The organism is Pseudomonas sp. Irchel 3E13, from assembly GCF_900187455.1.
Taxonomy (GTDB): Bacteria; Pseudomonadota; Gammaproteobacteria; order Pseudomonadales; family Pseudomonadaceae; genus Aquipseudomonas.
The window spans coordinates 117,036-133,254 of the sequence record NZ_FYDX01000007.1 but is presented as its reverse complement, the minus strand read 5'-3'; the positions used below and the strand labels follow the sequence as shown (position 1 = coordinate 133,254).

The 16,219-nt window shown below is 64.4% G+C and carries 12 protein-coding genes; 4 read left to right on the top strand and 8 right to left on the bottom strand.

Annotated features, from left to right (window positions below; all coding sequences use genetic code 11):
* Positions 1-116: 116 nt before the first annotated feature.
* From CKW37_RS13620 to fdhA, 3 genes are all read left to right on the top strand, one after another.
* Positions 117-749, top strand: coding sequence for a sarcosine oxidase subunit gamma (locus tag CKW37_RS13620; protein WP_095156228.1), 633 nt, complete (start codon positions 117-119; stop codon positions 747-749).
* Between the two features lie 21 nt (positions 750-770).
* The gene (gene purU, locus CKW37_RS13615) at positions 771-1,628 is read left to right on the top strand and encodes a formyltetrahydrofolate deformylase (protein ID WP_095156227.1); all 858 of its coding nucleotides are present in this window, start codon (positions 771-773) and stop codon (positions 1,626-1,628) included.
* A gap of 242 nt (positions 1,629-1,870) precedes the next feature.
* Complete coding sequence (gene fdhA / locus CKW37_RS13610; protein WP_095156226.1) at positions 1,871-3,070, top strand: formaldehyde dehydrogenase, glutathione-independent; 1,200 nt, start codon at positions 1,871-1,873, stop codon at positions 3,068-3,070.
* Between the two features lie 79 nt (positions 3,071-3,149).
* On the opposite strand, the gene CKW37_RS13605 is transcribed toward fdhA, so the two are convergent.
* The 8 genes from CKW37_RS13605 to glnE form a co-directional block, all read right to left on the bottom strand.
* Positions 3,150-4,592, bottom strand: coding sequence for a lipopolysaccharide kinase InaA family protein (locus CKW37_RS13605; RefSeq protein WP_095156225.1), 1,443 nt, complete (start codon positions 4,590-4,592; stop codon positions 3,150-3,152).
* On the bottom strand, positions 4,592-5,344 hold the full coding sequence (locus CKW37_RS13600) for a lipopolysaccharide kinase InaA family protein (protein ID WP_095156224.1): 753 nt from the start codon (positions 5,342-5,344) through the stop codon (positions 4,592-4,594). The genes CKW37_RS13605 and CKW37_RS13600 overlap by 1 nt, the downstream gene beginning before the upstream one ends.
* A complete protein-coding gene (locus CKW37_RS13595) occupies positions 5,341-6,075 on the bottom strand; it encodes a lipopolysaccharide kinase InaA family protein (RefSeq protein ID WP_095156223.1) in 735 nt (244 codons plus the stop codon). The genes CKW37_RS13600 and CKW37_RS13595 overlap by 4 nt, the downstream gene beginning before the upstream one ends.
* Positions 6,075-6,881, bottom strand: a complete 807-nt coding sequence (gene rfaP, locus CKW37_RS13590) for a lipopolysaccharide core heptose(I) kinase RfaP (protein WP_095156222.1) — start codon at positions 6,879-6,881, stop codon at positions 6,075-6,077. Before rfaP ends, CKW37_RS13595 begins: the two co-directional genes overlap by 1 nt.
* Positions 6,878-8,002 carry a glycosyltransferase family 4 protein gene (locus tag CKW37_RS13585; protein WP_095156221.1) on the bottom strand — a complete coding sequence of 375 codons (1,125 nt, stop codon included), beginning with the start codon at positions 8,000-8,002 and terminating at the stop codon, positions 6,878-6,880. The genes rfaP and CKW37_RS13585 overlap by 4 nt, the downstream gene beginning before the upstream one ends.
* Positions 8,002-9,063 (bottom strand): lipopolysaccharide heptosyltransferase I, encoded by a 1,062-nt coding sequence (gene waaC, locus CKW37_RS13580; protein ID WP_095156220.1) that lies wholly within the window; start codon positions 9,061-9,063, stop codon positions 8,002-8,004. Before waaC ends, CKW37_RS13585 begins: the two co-directional genes overlap by 1 nt.
* Entirely contained in the window at positions 9,064-10,113 is a 1,050-nt protein-coding gene (gene waaF, locus CKW37_RS13575) for a lipopolysaccharide heptosyltransferase II (RefSeq protein WP_095156219.1), read from the bottom strand.
* Between the two features lie 134 nt (positions 10,114-10,247).
* Positions 10,248-13,181 carry a bifunctional [glutamate--ammonia ligase]-adenylyl-L-tyrosine phosphorylase/[glutamate--ammonia-ligase] adenylyltransferase gene (glnE, locus tag CKW37_RS13570; RefSeq protein ID WP_095156218.1) on the bottom strand — a complete coding sequence of 978 codons (2,934 nt, stop codon included), beginning with the start codon at positions 13,179-13,181 and terminating at the stop codon, positions 10,248-10,250.
* Between the two features lie 383 nt (positions 13,182-13,564).
* Between glnE and aceE the strand changes: the two genes are divergently transcribed.
* Positions 13,565-16,210, top strand: coding sequence for a pyruvate dehydrogenase (acetyl-transferring), homodimeric type (gene aceE / locus CKW37_RS13565; protein WP_095156217.1), 2,646 nt, complete (start codon positions 13,565-13,567; stop codon positions 16,208-16,210).
* The last annotated feature ends 9 nt before the right edge of the window (positions 16,211-16,219 follow it).

Here is a 16,219-nt window from a genome sequence, read left to right as displayed (position 1 = left end):
CGCGAGCAAGCTCGCTCCTACAAGAGCGGCTCGTTCCTCTGTAGGAGCGAGCTTGCTCGCGATGGGCTGCACAGCAGCCCCAAACCGGTTTCCAGAATTCAGGCAGGTATAAAAAGATGAGCGCCATCAACGTCTACGAGCAACGCCCCGGCAACGACGCCAAGGCCGAGTCGCCGCTGCACCACGCCGACCTGTCCAGCCTGGTCGGCAAGGGTCGCAAGAACGCCGGGGTCACCCTGCGCGAGAAACAATTCCTCGGTCACCTGACCCTGCGTGGCAACGGTCACGACCCGGCCTTCGCCGGCGGTGTGTTCAAGGCCATCGGCCTGGAACTGCCGGTCGCCCTGACCGTGGTCGCCAACGGCGACATGTCGCTGCAATGGCTCGGCCCGGACGAATGGCTGCTGATCGTGCCCGGTGGCCAGGAAGTCCCGGTGGAAAACGCCCTGCGCGAAGCGCTGGCTGACCAGCACATCCAGATCGTCAACGTCAGCGGCGGCCAGACCCTGCTGGAGCTGAGCGGTCCTAACGTGCGCGACGTGCTGATGAAGTCCACCAGCTACGACGTGCACCCGAACAACTTCCCGGTGGGCAAGGCGGTCGGCACGGTCTTCGCCAAGTCCCAACTGGTGATCCGCCGTACCGGCGAGGAAACCTGGGAACTGCTGATCCGTCGCAGCTTCTCCGACTACTGGTGGCTGTGGCTGCAGGACGCTTCCGCCGAATACGGCCTGGCCATCCAGGCCTGAGCCCCGCACAGGAGAGTCGTCATGAGCCGTGCCCCGGACACCTGGATCCTCACCGCCGACTGCCCGAGCCTGCTCGGCACGGTGGATGCGGTCACCCGCTTCCTCTATGAGCAGCGTTGCTACGTCACCGAGCACCACTCGTTCGATGACCGGCTCTCCGGCCGCTTCTTCATCCGCGTGGAGTTCCGCCAGCCCGACGACTTCGACGAGACCGGCTTTCGCGCCGGCCTCGCCGAGCGCGGCGAAGCGTTCGGCATGCTGTTCGAACTGACCGCGCCGAACCACCGGCCCAAGGTGGTGATCATGGTCTCCAAGGCCGACCACTGCCTGAACGACCTGCTTTATCGCCAGCGCATCGGACAGTTGTCGATGGACGTGGTCGCGGTGATTTCCAACCACCCTGACCTGGAGCCGCTGGCCGAGTGGCACCACATTCCGTATCACCATTTCCCGCTCGATCCCCACGACAAGCCAGCGCAGGAGCGCAAGGTGGTGCAGGTGATCGAAGAGTCCGGCGCCGAGCTGGTGATCCTCGCCCGCTACATGCAGGTGCTGTCGCCGGAGCTGTGCCGGCGCCTGGATGGCTGGGCGATCAACATCCACCACTCGCTGCTGCCCGGTTTCAAGGGCGCCAAGCCGTATCACCAGGCCTACAACAAGGGCGTGAAGATGGTCGGTGCCACCGCGCACTACATCAACAACGACCTCGATGAAGGCCCGATCATCGCCCAGGGTGTCGAGGTGGTGGATCACAGCCATTACCCCGAAGACCTGATTGCCAAGGGGCGGGATATCGAGTGCCTGACTTTGGCACGGGCGGTTGGTTATCACATTGAGCGGCGGGTGTTTCTGAACGCCAATCGGACAGTCGTTCTCTAAATCATCGCGAGCAAGCTCGCTCCTACAGGGTCACCATTGCCTTGTAGGAGCGAGCTTGCTCGCGATTTGCCTTTCTGAAACCGACAAAAATCCTGCCGCCCACAGATAACTCGCTGTCGCATCCAGCCCCTGCATTTGCGCCAACCGGGCCCACAATTCCCCCATTCCAGTAACACATGCCGCCCATGGACGGTGGCGCTGCAACCAACGCTGTATAACTACAAATCAAGCGAGGTAAGAGCATGTCTGGCAATCGTGGAGTGGTGTATCTCGGCTCCGGAAAGGTCGAGGTGCAGAAAATCGACTACCCGAAAATGCAAGACCCGCGCGGTCGCAAGATCGAACACGGCGTCATCCTCAAAGTGGTCTCCACCAATATTTGCGGCTCCGACCAGCACATGGTTCGCGGTCGCACCACTGCCCAGGTCGGCCTGGTCCTGGGCCATGAAATCACCGGCCAGGTGGTCGAGAAGGGCAGTGACGTCGAGAACCTGAAGATCGGCGATCTGGTGTCCGTCCCGTTCAACGTGGCCTGCGGCCGCTGCCGTTCCTGCAAAGAACAACACACCGGCGTCTGCCTGACCGTCAACCCGGCCCGCGCCGGTGGCGCCTACGGCTACGTCGACATGGGCGACTGGACCGGCGGCCAGGCCGAGTACGTGCTGGTGCCTTACGCCGACTTCAACCTGCTGAAACTGCCCGATCGCGACAAGGCCATGGAGAAGATCCGTGACCTGACCTGCCTCTCCGACATCCTGCCGACCGGCTACCACGGCGCGGTCACCGCGGGCGTTGGTCCAGGCAGCACGGTGTACGTGGCCGGTGCCGGTCCGGTGGGCCTCGCGGCGGCCGCGTCGGCGCGCCTGCTGGGTGCGGCGGTGGTGATCGTTGGTGACGTCAACCCGGTGCGTCTGGTGCATGCCAAGGCCCAGGGCTTCGAAGTCGTCGATTTGTCCAAGGACACCCCGTTGCACGAACAGATTGTCGACATCCTCGGCGAGCCGGAAGTCGATTGCGCGGTGGACGCGGTGGGCTTCGAAGCCCGCGGTCACGGCCATGCCGGCGCCAAGGCGGAAGCGCCGGCGACCGTGCTCAACTCGTTGATGCAGGTGGTTCGCGTGGCGGGCAAGATCGGTATTCCCGGCCTGTACGTCACCGAAGATCCGGGTGCGATTGACGCGGCGGCGAAGATCGGCAGCCTGAGCATCCGCTTCGGCCTGGGCTGGGCCAAATCCCACAGCTTCCACACCGGCCAGACCCCGGTGATGAAATACAACCGTGCGCTGATGCAGGCCATCATGTGGGACCGCATCAACATCGCTGAAGTGGTGGGCGTGCAGGTCATCAGCCTCGACCAGGCGCCGGAAGGCTACGGCGAGTTCGATGCCGGTGTGCCGAAGAAGTTTGTGATCGATCCGCACAAGATGTTCAGTGCGGCGTAAGCAGAAATGAAGAAGGGGCCGTGATTGGCCCCTTCTTCTTTGAGTACGTCACCGCCAAACCTGTAGGAGCGGCTGTCCCTCAGTCCGACAGCTTCGGCAAGCACTCATCCAGCCGCTTGTACAACGCACTCTCCACCGGCCAGTTGCGCAGCAACCGCGCGCGGTCCTTGGCGAAGGCCGGGGCGAAGCTCATCTGGGTCACGTGCTGGCTCATGGCGTCCAGGTCGATCAGCGCCCAGTCCCCGTCTTTCCAGAACAGGTTGTAGGCCTTGAGGTCGCCGTGGCTGATTCGCTCGTGGATCAGTTGCGCCAGCAGCCGTTGCAGCGCGTCCAGTTGCTCGGCTGGCACGTCGCCGTTTTCCACATACGGCGCGAAGGCGGTCATCAGGTCCGGGCCGTCGAGCAACTCGGTCACCAGATACGCCTTGCCGCGAAGCCCCAGCCAGCGGGTTTCCAGCACCGCGAGCGGCTTGGGCGTGGCGAAGCCGAGGAATTCCAGGCGGTGCCCTTCGATCCACGAATGCCAGGCCCGGCTCGGGCGCCAGAAGCGCTTGAACCAGTGGGCGGTGTCCTTGATGTTGTAGCGCTTGATCACCAGCGGCCGACCCTGCACTTCAACCCGCGCCACGCTGGCCGCACCGCCGGTCTTGTACAGGTGGCCGGCGTCGATCAGCGCGTCGGCGTTGTCCAGCACCGGCAGCATCGCCGCCTGCTCACCACGGACGATGGCGCGCAGGCGGGAGGCGCCGCGTTCGACGCTGAACAGCGTGCAGTCGCGGCCGGCCTTGTCCAGATAGTCTTTCAGGCGCCAGTGGCGCACTTTGTCGATCTGTTTTTGCAGGGCTTCCAGCGGCAGGGCGTGCTCGCTGTTGGCCAGCAGGTAATGCACCAGCAGTTCTTCGATGAACGGTTCCAGGCGCTTGGGCAACTGGGCGAAGAACACGCCGAGGTTCTGTAGTACCTGTTCGCGTGACAGCGGCTGGCCCGGGGTTTGTGCCTTGATGCCGCCGCCGTCGATCACGTGCAGTTGGCCGTTGTGGCGCAGCAGGTTGTCGAGGTGCAGATCGTCCTGCCAGAGCCCTTTGGCGTGTAGGTGCGCCACGGCGGCGAGGGCTTCGCCGAGGACCAGGCTTTGCTCGTCGCTCAGCGGAGTTTGCCCTTCGACGTCGGCCCAGGCGTCGCCGAGGCTGGTGGACCCTTCGAGGTATTCGAACAGCAGCCAGCCGCCTTCACCTTCGCGCAGGCCATCCGCGAGCAACAGCGGAGTGGTCACGCCGTTGTCCGCCAGCAGGCGCACGCCAGACAGCTCGCGCTGGAAGTGGCGGGCCGCATTGCCGCCCACCAGTAGCTTGGCCAGCACCGGCTTGCCGCGCCACACGCCGGCACCGACATAACGTTGTCCCGGCAGTACGCGCAGCAGGGTGAGCAGTTGCAACTCGGCGCTGCCAGCGGCATCGGCCAGGGTGATGCTCAACGGCAGTTGCGGGCTGCGCCCGGCATCCTTGAGTTCGGACAAACGCATCAGCGGGCCTCTTTGTGACGACGACGACGCACCAGGCGTTGCAGCCAGGTGTGTACCAATGGGCTGTCGCCCGGTTGATCCAGGTAAGCCGACAGCAACAGGCGGATGTCGGCCTCGCTCCACACCGGCGCGCGGCGCAGCAGCGGCTCCAGGTCCTTGATCCGGTCACGCTGGCCGAACAGCAGCGGGCGGGTTTTTTCCAGGTCGATCAGTTGCGCCTGCCAACCCTCGCCGCGTTCGCGCAGGAAGATGTGCTTGGGATAGAAGCAGCCATGCACCTGGCGGGCGGCGTGCAGCGTGCGGGCCAGTTGGCCGCAGGCGCGGAGGATGCCCTGGCGCTGGGCGAGGGCCAGTTGCGGCCATTGGCCGAGCAGGCTGTCGAGGTCGCTCCAGTCGTCCAGCGCGCGGGTCATCAGGATCGCCCGGCGTTTGCCGTTCACTTTGCGCTCGCCGTAGTACACCGCCTGCAAGGCGGGGATGTGCAGTTTCTGGTAGCGGCTGATATTGCGGAATTCGCGGGCGAAAGTGGGTTCGCCGAACGGGCTGTGCAGGGTGTGGGTCAGGTAATCGCTCTGGCGCTTGAGGTAGTAGCCCTTGCCCTCCAGCTCCAGGCGGAACACGCTGCTCCAGCCGCCGCGGCCGGTATTGGGCTCGTCCACGGCGTCCAGTTGCAGTGCCCAGAGCGGGTCGAAGCCGTTCAGGCCATGACGTTCGAGCAGCGCCGTGTCGGCACTGGCCAGGAAATCACTCATTCGCGTCCCTCGAAAAACTTCACGATATGCCGGACGCGTTTCTTGTCCGATGCATTCAACCGGTTGCGGTTGCGGTACAGCAGGTAGAAACGCAGGCGCTGGGTCGCCGACAGGTGGTATTTGGCCACTTTGTCCAGGCACGCCAGGTCTTTGGTGATCCGGTAGCGCAGCATGAAACCCCACCAGAAGTCGCCGGTGGGACAGTCGATGAAGAATAGCGTGCCCTGGTCGTCCACCAGCAGGTTGCGCCACTTCAGGTCGTTATGGGTGAAGTGGTGGTCATGCATGATCCGCGTGTGGCGGGCCAGTTGCTGGCTGATGTTGTCGACCCAGCGACGGTCGGCCAGGCGCGGGTCATTGCGCTCGGCGAGCACCGAGAGGTCTTCGGTGCGCGGTAGTTCGCGGGTGATCATCGCGCCGCGACCAAAACTCAGGCCGTTGCGCTCCAGGCCGCAGGCCACCACTTCGGCGGTGGGAATCTGCCATTTGGCGAACTGCTTGAGGTTCTGCCACTCGGCCTTGATCCGCGGCCGCCCGAGGTAGCGGCGCAGGCCCTTGCCGGCGCCGGTGTAGCGTTTGACGTAGTAGTTGACCCCGTCACGCTGCACGCGGATCACTTCGCTCAGCGGGTCGCGGGTCAGGCGTTCGCCCTGCAGGGCGAAGACCGCTTCGATACTGCCGAAATCATGCGCCAGGGCCGAGTATTTCGGCTCCAGTGTCCAACCCGCCATCAGAGCGCGTCCCCATACCGTTGCTTACGCTCGTAGAGCTTCTGTGCCTTGCCGTCCAGCCAGGCCAGGAGGCCGGCGTGTTCGGCGAGAATCTGCCGCAGTGGCTGCTGGAAATAGCCGCGCAGGAAGCGCAGCTTGTCGCGCCGCGTCAGGCCGATGTCCAGCGCCGAGAAATACAGGGCGGCGAGGTCTTTGTCGCGCCAGCGGCGGGTGATTGTCGCCCGGGTCTGGGCGCGGTGCAGGTCGATGACCGACAGTTTGAAATCATCCGCCGTCACCGGACGATCGGTGTGCAGCAGGAAGTGGCAGATATAGCAGTCGCGGTGGTTGACCCCGGCGCGGTGCATGCCGCCGGTCATCTTCGCCACTTCGGCGATCAGCGCGCGTTTCAGGCGCGGCGGCGGCGGCTGCTTGACCCAGTCGATGCTGAAGTCTTCCAGGCTGACAGTGGGCGCCAGTTCCTCGGTGACGATGAACGAATGCTGGGTCGCCGGGTTGCTGCCGCGTTCGCCGTAGGCCACCGCGGTCATGGTCGGCACGCCCACTTCGTGCAGGCGCTGGATGGCCTTCCACTCCTGGCCGGCGCCGAGCACCGGGAGCTTGGCGGTGAGCAGGTTCTTGACGATCTCGCCCCAGCCGATGCCACGGTGGATCTTGACGAAATAGCCACGGCCCTCGATTTCGGTACGCAGGGTGCGGCGGCCTTCCAGCTCGCGGTAGACCTCGCCTTGCAGCGCCTCGACGGCGTCGAAGGCGTCGCGTCCGGCCCAGAGCCGTTTGAAGGTCTCGTTCAGTACAAGTTTCATGCGCGCTCCTGCGCGAGGATCACGTCGGCGGCATGCTGCGGCATGCTGTACAGATCGGCGGTGTCGGCGAAGGCCAGGCCATTGCGACCCCAGTCGGCGCGGGCCGCATCGTCTTCGAGCATGCGTTGCAGGTAGCGGTTGAGCTGGTCCTGTTCGAACGGTTCGTCCAGCACCAGGCCGCTGTCGGCCTCGGCGATGTAGTGGGCGTAGCCGCAAACGGCCGTGACCAGCACCGGCAGGCCGGCCACCAGCGCTTCGAGCAGCACCGTGCCGGTGTTCTCGTTGTAGGCGGGGTGGATCAGCAGGTCGGCGCCGAGCAGGAAACGCGGGATGTCGCTGCGGCCCTTGAGGAACTGCACCTGGTCATTGAGGCCCAGGGCGGTGCTCTGCAACTGGAACACCTTGGGGTCGTCCTGGCCGATGACCATCAGCCGGGTGCGCTTGCGCAGGGCCGAGGGCAGGGCGGCGAGGGCCTTGAGGCTGCGGTCGACGCCCTTGGTCTTGAAGCCGGAACCGATCTGCACCAGCAGCAATTCGTCGTCTTTCAGGTCGAACTCGCGGCGGAATTCGGCGCGGATCTCGGCGGCATTGGCCGGGGCCCGGCGGTCCTGGGAAATGCCCGGCGGCAGCAGGTGGAAGCGCTCGGCCTGGGTGCCGTAGTGCTTCACGAACAGCGGCTGCTGGACTTCGGAAATCATCAGGATTTCGGTGCGGGCGTTCTTGTCGAACACCGCGCGCTCGTATTCGGCGAAGTGCCGGTAGCGGCCCCAGCGCCGGTACAGGCCGCCGCGCAGGGTCTGGGCCTTGTCTTCGAAGCAGCCGTCGGCGGCGTAGTAGACGTCCAGGCCCGGCATCTTGTTGAAACCGATCAGGCGGTCCACCGGGCGCTTGGCCAGGTCTGCTTCCATCCAGGCGCTGAGTTTCTCGTTGCGCCGATGGTTGAACAGCGCCTTGACCGGCGCCACCAGCACCTCGAAGCCGGGCGGCACGTCGCCTTCCCAGATCAGGGTGTAGACGCGGATCTGATGCCCGCGCTGCTGGCACTCCAGGGCGATGCGCATGAAGTCACGCTGCAGGCCACCGAAGGGGAAATACTTGTAGAGCACGAAAGCCAGTTGCATCAACGAACATCCTCAACCCGCAGCAGCTCGCCCAACTGGCGTGCCACACGTTCGGGATTCAGGCGAGTGAAGCACAGCGGCCACTCACGTTTGAGATCGAACCGGCGCAGTTCCTCGGCGCTCGGCTTGTAGGTGCACTTTTTGCGCAGGCAGGGCGCGCACGGGAAGTCGCTGGCGACATGGACCTGGGATTTCCCGTAGGCCCCGGTCAGGCCCGGGTTGGTCGGGCCGAACAGCGACAGGGTCGGCACGTCCAGCGCCGCCGCGAGGTGGCCGAGGCCGGTATCGACCGCCACGCAGGCCTTGGCCGAGGCCAGCACCCGGCCCACCCCGGCAAGGTTCAATTTGGGCAGTACCTGGGCGTTCTTCAAGCCCTGGGCGATCCGCTCGGCCCGGGCCTTCTCCGCCGGGTTGCCCCACGGCAGGCAGATTTGCAGGCCGGCGCGGCCGAGCCGCTCGGCCAACTGGCGCCAATACAGCTCGGGCCAGTGCTTGGTGTCCCAGGTGGTGCCGTGCAGGAACACCACGTAAGGCGCGACGCCCACTTGCTCCAGGCGGCTGCGGTCCAGGCCGTAGTCGCCGATGCCTTCGGGCAGGTCGTAGCCCAGGGCGAGGGCGAACAACTGGCGCACCCGTTCAACGGCGTGCTGACCGGTGGCAACCGACAGACGGCGGTCATAGAAGCGGCTGGAAAAACCCTCGCGGGCCGAATAGCGGTCCAGGCCCGCCACCGGCGTCTTCTTCACGTAGCGGGTCAGCCAGGCGCTCTTGACCAGCCCTTGGGCGTCGATCACCAGGTCGTACTTGCGCTCGCGAATGCGCTTCTTGAACTGGCGCCATTCGCCGCTCTTGAAGGTTTGCCAGAGGTTCTTGCGCCAGCGGCGGATCGCCACCGGGATCACCTGGTCCACCGCCGGGTGCCAGGTGGGAATCTCGGCGAAGCCTTCTTCCACCACCCAGTCGAAGGTGATGCCGGGGATAGCGTGCGCCGCGTCGGTGAGCGCCGGCAGGGCGTGGATCACGTCGCCCAGCGAGGATGTCTTGATCAGCAGGACCCGCACTTAATCGACCTCTGCGCTGACGTCGACCAGCGACGGGCCGTTGAGCTGCTGCAGCGCCGCGGACACCGCATCGGGCTCCAACTGGCGCAGGCAGTTGTAATGGCCGAAGCGGCAGGTGCGGTCGAAGCAGGGGCTGCATTCCAGGCCCAGGCGCACCACTTCGACCTGATCGGCCAGCGGTGGCGTGAAGCCGGGGGACGTGGAGCCGTAGACCGCCACCAGCGGGCGGTTCAGCGCCGCGGCGACGTGCATCAGGCCGGAGTCGTTGGAGACCACGGCGTCGGCGCAGGAGAGCAGGTCGATGGCCTCGGCCAGCGAGGTTTCGCCGGCGAGGTTATAGGATTCTTCACGCAAGCCCGGGATGAGTCGGTCGCGGATCTGCTCGCCCACCGGATGGTCGTTCTTCGAGCCGAACAGCCAGACCTGCCAGCCTTCGCGGATCTTCAGCTCGGCGACCTTGGCGTAGTGTTCCGCCGGCCATTTCTTGGCTTCGCCGAACTCGGCACCCGGACACAGCGCCAGCACCGGACGGTCCAGCTCCAGGCCGAACTTGGCCAGCGCGGCCTCGCGGCTGGCGGCCTCGATGCTCAGGCTCGGACGTGGATACGGTTGCGGCAGGTCGCTGCCGTCGGGGAAGGCGAGGGCCATGAAGCGCTCGATCATCAACGGGTAGCGGGCCTTGTCCAGGCGCCGCACGTCATTGAGCAGGCCATAGCGGAACTCGCCGCGCCAGCCGGTGCGCTGCGGGATCCCGGCGAAGAACGGCACCAGCGCCGACTTCAGCGAGTTGGGCAGCAGGATCGCCTGATCGTACTGGCCGACCAGGGATTTGCCGATGCGCCGGCGCGTGGCCAGCTCCAGCGCGCCGTGGCCGAGCGGGAAGCTCAAGGCCTGGCGGACTTCGGGCATACGCTCGAGGATCGGCCGGCTCCATTCGGGGGCCAGCACATCGATCACGCAATCGGCGTGACGCTGCTTCAGGACCTGGAACAGCGTTTGCGCCATCACCATGTCGCCCACCCAACTGGGCCCGATTATCAAAATTCTCATGCTTTATCCAGAAACGATCAGGGAGGCTGCAGCCTGTTTAAAACAGCCTGGCCTCCCTTCTTTATATTCAGGCTAGGTCCATCAGTGTACGCCACCGATCCAGAGCTGGCCTCCTGCCAGCCGGATCTGCCCATTCAACTGAGCCCCAGTTCGCTCCAGATCCGCCGTACTTCCTGGCGTTCACTGACGAATTGCCCCGCGTCGATCACCCCGGCCTGTTTCTGCAAGGCCTGGCGGTGCGCCGCCGAGCGGAACGCCTTGTACACCTCGCGCAGCAGCACCGCATCGCTGGCGGGCATCAGCCCGGCTTCTTCAAGACCTTCGAGAATGCGGATGTTGTCGGTGTAGCGCAGCAATGCCGGATGGCTGTGGGACCAGGCGAGCGCGGCGTATTGCACCATAAATTCAATATCGACGATACCACCGGCATCCTGCTTGATATCGAAGGGAACGCCGGCGTCATAGGCATTGGCCGCGGTGCCGGCGGCGGTGGATTTGGTCCCCAGGTTGTCGCGCATCTTGGCGCGCATCTCGCTGACTTCGGTACGCAGCCCGGCCAGGTCGCGCTGCTTGCCCAGCACCCGCGCCCGCACGTCTTCGAAGGCCGCGCCCACTTGCGGGCAACCCACCAGCACGCGGGCGCGGACCAGGGCCTGGTGTTCCCAGGTCCAGGCCTCGTTCTGCTGGTAGCGCTCGAAGGCGCCGACCGAGCTGACCAGCAAGCCCGAGGCCCCGGACGGCCGCAGGCGCATGTCGACGTCATACAGTTGCCCGGAGTTGGTCTGGGTGGTCAGCAGGTGAATGATGCGCTGGCCCAGGCGGGTGAAGAACTGCGCGCTGTCGATCGGCTTGTCGCCGTCGGTTTCCGCCTGCGGGTCGCCGTCGTGGATGAACACCAGGTCGAGGTCCGAGCCATGGCCCAGTTCGAGGCCGCCCATTTTGCCGTAGCCGACGATGATGAAACCCGGGTCGCACGGGCTGCCGTCGCTGCGCTGGGGCCGGCCGTGGCGGGCGACGGTCTGGCGCCAGGCCAGGGCCAGCACTTGATTGAGAATGGCTTCGGCCAGCCAGGTCAGGTAGTCGCTGACTTTCATCAGCGGCAGGCTGCCGGCGATTTCCGAGGCGGCGACGCGCAGGCTGTGGGCCAGCTTGAAGTGCCGCAGCGCTTCCATCTGCTGTTCGAGGTCGTCCTCGGGAATGCGGGTCAGGCGCTCGCGCAGTTCGGCGGCCAGTTCCGGTGCCTTCGGCGGGCTGAACAGGCGGCCTTCATTGAGCAGTTCGTCCAGCAACAGCGGGAAGCGGGCGATCTGCTCGGCGATCCACGGGCTGGCCGCGCACAGGGTCAGCAGGCGACGCAGGGCGCCGGGGTTTTCGGTGAGCAGCACCAGATAGGCCGAGCGCCGCGCCACGGCTTCCACCAGTGGCAGCACCCGTTCCAGCACCAGGTCGGGGTCGTCATGCTCGACCGCCTGGGCCAGCAGGCGCGGAATGAAGGAGTCCAGGCGCTCGCGGCTGAGGCGCTGCATGGAGCGCAGGTTCGGGCTGGCGCGCAGGCCGGCGAGGTGTTTCAGGGCCTTGGCGGCGTCGCGGAACCCGGCGTCCTGCAACTGGCGGCAGGCGGCTTCTTCGTCCTGGGCTTCTTCCCAGAGCGGCAGCCATTCGCCGCCGACGACCACTTCGCCTTCGCCCTCTTCGTCGTCCGGGTCGGCAATGACCTGGCGGAAATGCCAGTCGATGCGTCCGCGCCAGTGCATCAGTTGGGCGTGGAAGGCCTCCCAGTCAGGGAAGCCGAGCATGAACGCGATCCGCGCGCGGTCGAGGTCGCCGTCGGGCAGCATCTGGGTCTGGCGGTCGGCGATGGCCTGGATGGCGTGTTCGGTGTAACGCAGGAATTCATAGCCTTCGCGCAGCTCGCTGACCACCGCCGGCGGCAGGTAGCCCTGGCCTTCGAGGGTCGCCAGCACCTTGAGCAACGGCCGCTGTTGCAGGCTCAGGTCGCGGCCGCCGTGGATCAACTGGAAGGCCTGGGCGATGAACTCGACTTCGCGGATGCCGCCGGCCCCGAGCTTGATGTTCCCGGACATGCCCTTGCGCCGGACTTCCTGCTGGATCAACTGCTTCATGGTGCGCAGCGCTTCGATCGCCGAGAAGTCCAGGTAGCGCCTATAGACGAAGGGCCGCAGCATTTCCTGCAACTGGTTGCCGGCGACCTGGTCGCCCGCCACCACCCGCGCCTTGATCATGGCGTAGCGTTCCCAGTCGCGGCCCTGGTCCTGGTAGTACTGCTCCAGCGCATTGAAGCTGAGCACCAGCGCGCCGGATGAACCGTAAGGCCGCAGGCGCATGTCGACGCGGAATACGAAGCCGTCGACGGTAATCGGGTCCAGTGCCTTGATCAGCCGCTGGCCGAGGCGGGTGAAGAACTCTTGGTTGTCCAGTGAGCGCTTCACGCCTTCGGTCTCGCCGCCCTCGGGGTAGGCGAAGATCAGGTCGATGTCCGACGACAGGTTCAGCTCCACCGCGCCCAGCTTGCCCATGCCCAGCACTACCATCTGTTGCGGCTGGCCGCTGCGGTGGCCGGTCGGCGTGCCGAATTGCTGGCACAGGCGCGGGTAGAGCCATTGGTAGGCCTGGTCGATGGCGGCGTCGGCCATATCGGAAAGGTCGCGGCAGGTCTGCACCAGATCGGCCTGGCGGGTCAGGTCGCGCCAGATGATCCGCACCTGATGACGGGTGCGCTGGCGGCGCAGGGTGCGCGCCAGTTCATCTTCGGTGGTCGCGGCCTGGGCGGCGGCGGCCAGTTGCGCGCACAGCTCGCCGGGGGCAAAGGGGCGATCAAGCTCGCCGCTGGCGGCGAGGTCGAGGAGCATGGCCGGGTCGCGCTGGCTGTGTTCAAGAACGAATTCGCTGGCCGCGGCGACCCGGGCGAACCCGGCCCAGCGCTCGGCGGTCCAACTCTCCAGGCTCAGGCCTTCACTGGCGGCGACGGCGCTGCGCAGCGCCTGTTCGTTGCTGATGGACAGTGGTTTGAGGGTTTCGGGCAGTTCGACCAGCGACGGCAGGCTCATGGTCTATCCTTGATCGGCGGGAAAACGCAGGCAGTGGCGGGGCAGAAGTCGTATGCCCCGGGTATGACTGTCGTACAAAAGTTTGAAATAGCGGCAATTGCGTATTTATTGGCAGAAACCATCACGGCAAGCCTTTTCTCAACCGGTTTTTCGTCGCCGGTATCGTTTTATCTCACAAGCCGAATGCTTTCGGCTGATGGGGTAAATGTAGTTTTACTACTGCTTTTTTCAGTTGAAGGCATGTAATGACGAACGATTTGTAGTAAAACTACACGCCGCCGGGACTACCTCCGGTAATCCAAGAATTCATGTCGTCTGCCCAAAAGGCCAGTCGCAAACTTCAGGCAACCGATTCTGGTAGCCTTTCCGCCCTGGAGCAAGCCATGCAAGACCTCGATCCCGTCGAAACCCAGGAATGGCTGGACGCCTTGGAGTCGGTTCTCGACAAAGAAGGCGAAGACCGCGCTCACTACCTGATGACCCGTATGGGCGAGCTGGCAACCCGTAGCGGTTCGCAGCTCCCGTACGCAATCACCACGCCATACCGCAACACCATTCCCGTTACCCACGAAGCACGCATGCCTGGCGACCTGTTCATGGAACGCCGCATTCGCTCGCTGGTACGCTGGAACGCCTTGGCGATGGTAATGCGCACCAACCTGAAAGACTCGGATCTGGGTGGCCACATCTCCAGCTTCGCTTCCAGCGCCACGCTGTATGACATCGGCTTCAACTACTTCTTCCAGGCTCCGACCGAAGAGCACGGCGGCGACCTGATCTTCTTCCAGGGCCACGCCTCGCCTGGCGTCTACGCTCGCGCCTTCATGGAAGGCCGCATCAGCGAAGACCAGATGAACAACTTCCGTCAGGAAGTCGATGGCAACGGTCTGTCGTCCTACCCGCACCCATGGCTGATGCCTGATTTCTGGCAGTTCCCGACCGTTTCCATGGGTCTGGGTCCGATCCAGGCGATCTACCAGGCGCGCTTCATGAAGTACCTGGAAGCCCGCGGCTACATCCCTGCCGGCAAGCAGAAAGTCTGGTGCTACATGGGCGACGGCGAGTGCGACGAGCCGGAATCCCTGGGCGCAATCTCCCTGGCTGGCCGCGAGAAGCTGGACAACCTGATCTTCGTCATCAACTGCAACCTGCAGCGCCTCGACGGCCCGGTTCGCGGCAACGGCAAGATCATCCAGGAACTCGAAGGCGTGTTCCGTGGCGGTGGCTGGAACGTCAACAAAGTCGTCTGGGGCCGTTTCTGGGACCCACTGCTGGCCAAGGACACCGACGGTATCCTGCAGCGCCGCATGGACGAAGTCATCGACGGCGAGTACCAGAACTACAAGGCCAAGGACGGCGCGTTCGTCCGTGAGCACTTCTTCAACACGCCAGAACTCAAGGCCATGGTCGCTGACCTGTCCGACGACGAGATCTGGAAGCTCAACCGTGGTGGTCACGACCCGTACAAGGTCTATGCGGCCTACCACCAGGCGGTCAACCACAAAGACCAGCCAACCGTCATCCTGGCCAAGACCATCAAGGGTTACGGCACCGGTGCTGGCGAAGCCAAGAACACCGCGCACAACACCAAGAAGGTCGACGTCGACAGCCTGCGTCACTTCCGTGACCGCTTCGACATCCCGGTCAAGGACGAAGACCTGGAAAACCTGCCGTTCTTCAAACCTGAAGAAGGCAGCGCCGAAGCCCGTTACCTGGCCGAGCGTCGCTCCGCACTGGGTGGCTTCGTGCCTCAGCGTCGCGCCAAGAGCATCAGTATCCCGACCCCGCCACTGGAAACCCTGAAGGCGATCCTGGACGGTTCGGGCGACCGCGAAATCTCCACCACCATGGCCTTCGTGCGGATCCTCGCGCAGCTGGTCAAGGACAAGGAAATCGGTCAGCGCATCGTTCCGATCATCCCGGACGAAGCCCGTACCTTTGGTATGGAAGGCATGTTCCGCCAGTTGGGCATCTACTCGTCCGTCGGCCAGCTCTACGAGCCAGTCGATAAAGACCAGGTGATGTTCTACCGCGAGGACAAGAAGGGCCAGATCCTCGAAGAAGGCATCAACGAAGCGGGCGCCATGTCCTCCTTCATCGCTGCCGGTACTTCGTACAGCACTCACAACCAGCCGATGCTGCCGTTCTACATCTTCTACTCGATGTTCGGCTTCCAGCGTATCGGTGACCTGGCATGGGCAGCCGGCGACAGCCGCACCCGTGGCTTCCTGATCGGCGGTACCGCCGGCCGTACCACCCTCAACGGTGAAGGCCTGCAGCACGAAGACGGTCATAGCCACATGCTGGCCGCGACCATCCCGAACTGCCGCACCTATGATCCAACCTACGGCTACGAGCTGGCGGTGATCATCCAGGACGGCATGAAGAAGATGACCGAAGAGCAACAGGACGTCTTCTACTACATCACCGTGATGAACGAAGCCTACACCCAGCCAGCCATTCCGGCCGGTGTCGAGGAAGGCATCATCAAGGGCATGTACCTGCTCGAAGAAGATACCCGCGACGCGGCGCACCACGTTCAACTGCTGGGCTCGGGCACCATCCTGCGCGAAGTCCGTGAAGCGGCGAAGATCCTGCGTGAAGAGTTCAACATCGGCGCTGACGTGTGGAGCGTTACCAGCTTCAACGAACTGCGTCGCGACGGCCTGGCAGTAGAGCGCAGCAACCGTCTCAAGCCAGGTCAGAAACCACAGGTTACCTACGTCGAAGAATGCCTGAGCGGCCGTAAAGGTCCGGTCATTGCGTCCACCGACTACATGAAGCTGTTCGCCGAGCAGATTCGTCAGTGGGTACCGAGCAAAGAGTTCAAAGTCCTGGGTACTGATGGCTACGGCCGCAGCGACAGCCGCAAGAAACTGCGTCACTTCTTCGAAGTCGACCGCAACTTCGTGGTGCTGGCTGCACTGGAAGCCCTGGCTGACCGTGGCGAGATCGAACCGAAGGTGGTGGCTGACGCCATCGTCAAGTTCGGCATCGACCCGGACAAGCGCAACCCACTGGACTGCTGAGGAGTATTT

Excerpts from the sequence above, each read along its gene's own strand:
- CKW37_RS13620 (WP_095156228.1), top strand. The coding sequence starts at position 117 with ATGAGCGCCATCAACGTCTACGAGCAACGCCCCGGCAACGACGCCAAG.
- purU (WP_095156227.1), top strand. The coding sequence starts at position 771 with ATGAGCCGTGCCCCGGACACCTGGATCCTCACCGCCGACTGCCCGAGC.
- fdhA (WP_095156226.1), top strand. The coding sequence starts at position 1,871 with ATGTCTGGCAATCGTGGAGTGGTGTATCTCGGCTCCGGAAAGGTCGAG.
- CKW37_RS13605 (WP_095156225.1), bottom strand. The coding sequence starts at position 4,592 with ATGCGTTTGTCCGAACTCAAGGATGCCGGGCGCAGCCCGCAACTGCCG.
- CKW37_RS13600 (WP_095156224.1), bottom strand. The coding sequence starts at position 5,344 with ATGAGTGATTTCCTGGCCAGTGCCGACACGGCGCTGCTCGAACGTCAT.
- CKW37_RS13595 (WP_095156223.1), bottom strand. The coding sequence starts at position 6,075 with ATGGCGGGTTGGACACTGGAGCCGAAATACTCGGCCCTGGCGCATGAT.
- rfaP (WP_095156222.1), bottom strand. The coding sequence starts at position 6,881 with ATGAAACTTGTACTGAACGAGACCTTCAAACGGCTCTGGGCCGGACGC.
- CKW37_RS13585 (WP_095156221.1), bottom strand. The coding sequence starts at position 8,002 with ATGCAACTGGCTTTCGTGCTCTACAAGTATTTCCCCTTCGGTGGCCTG.
- waaF (WP_095156219.1), bottom strand. The coding sequence starts at position 10,113 with ATGAGAATTTTGATAATCGGGCCCAGTTGGGTGGGCGACATGGTGATG.
- glnE (WP_095156218.1), bottom strand. The coding sequence starts at position 13,181 with ATGAGCCTGCCGTCGCTGGTCGAACTGCCCGAAACCCTCAAACCACTG.
- aceE (WP_095156217.1), top strand. The coding sequence starts at position 13,565 with ATGCAAGACCTCGATCCCGTCGAAACCCAGGAATGGCTGGACGCCTTG.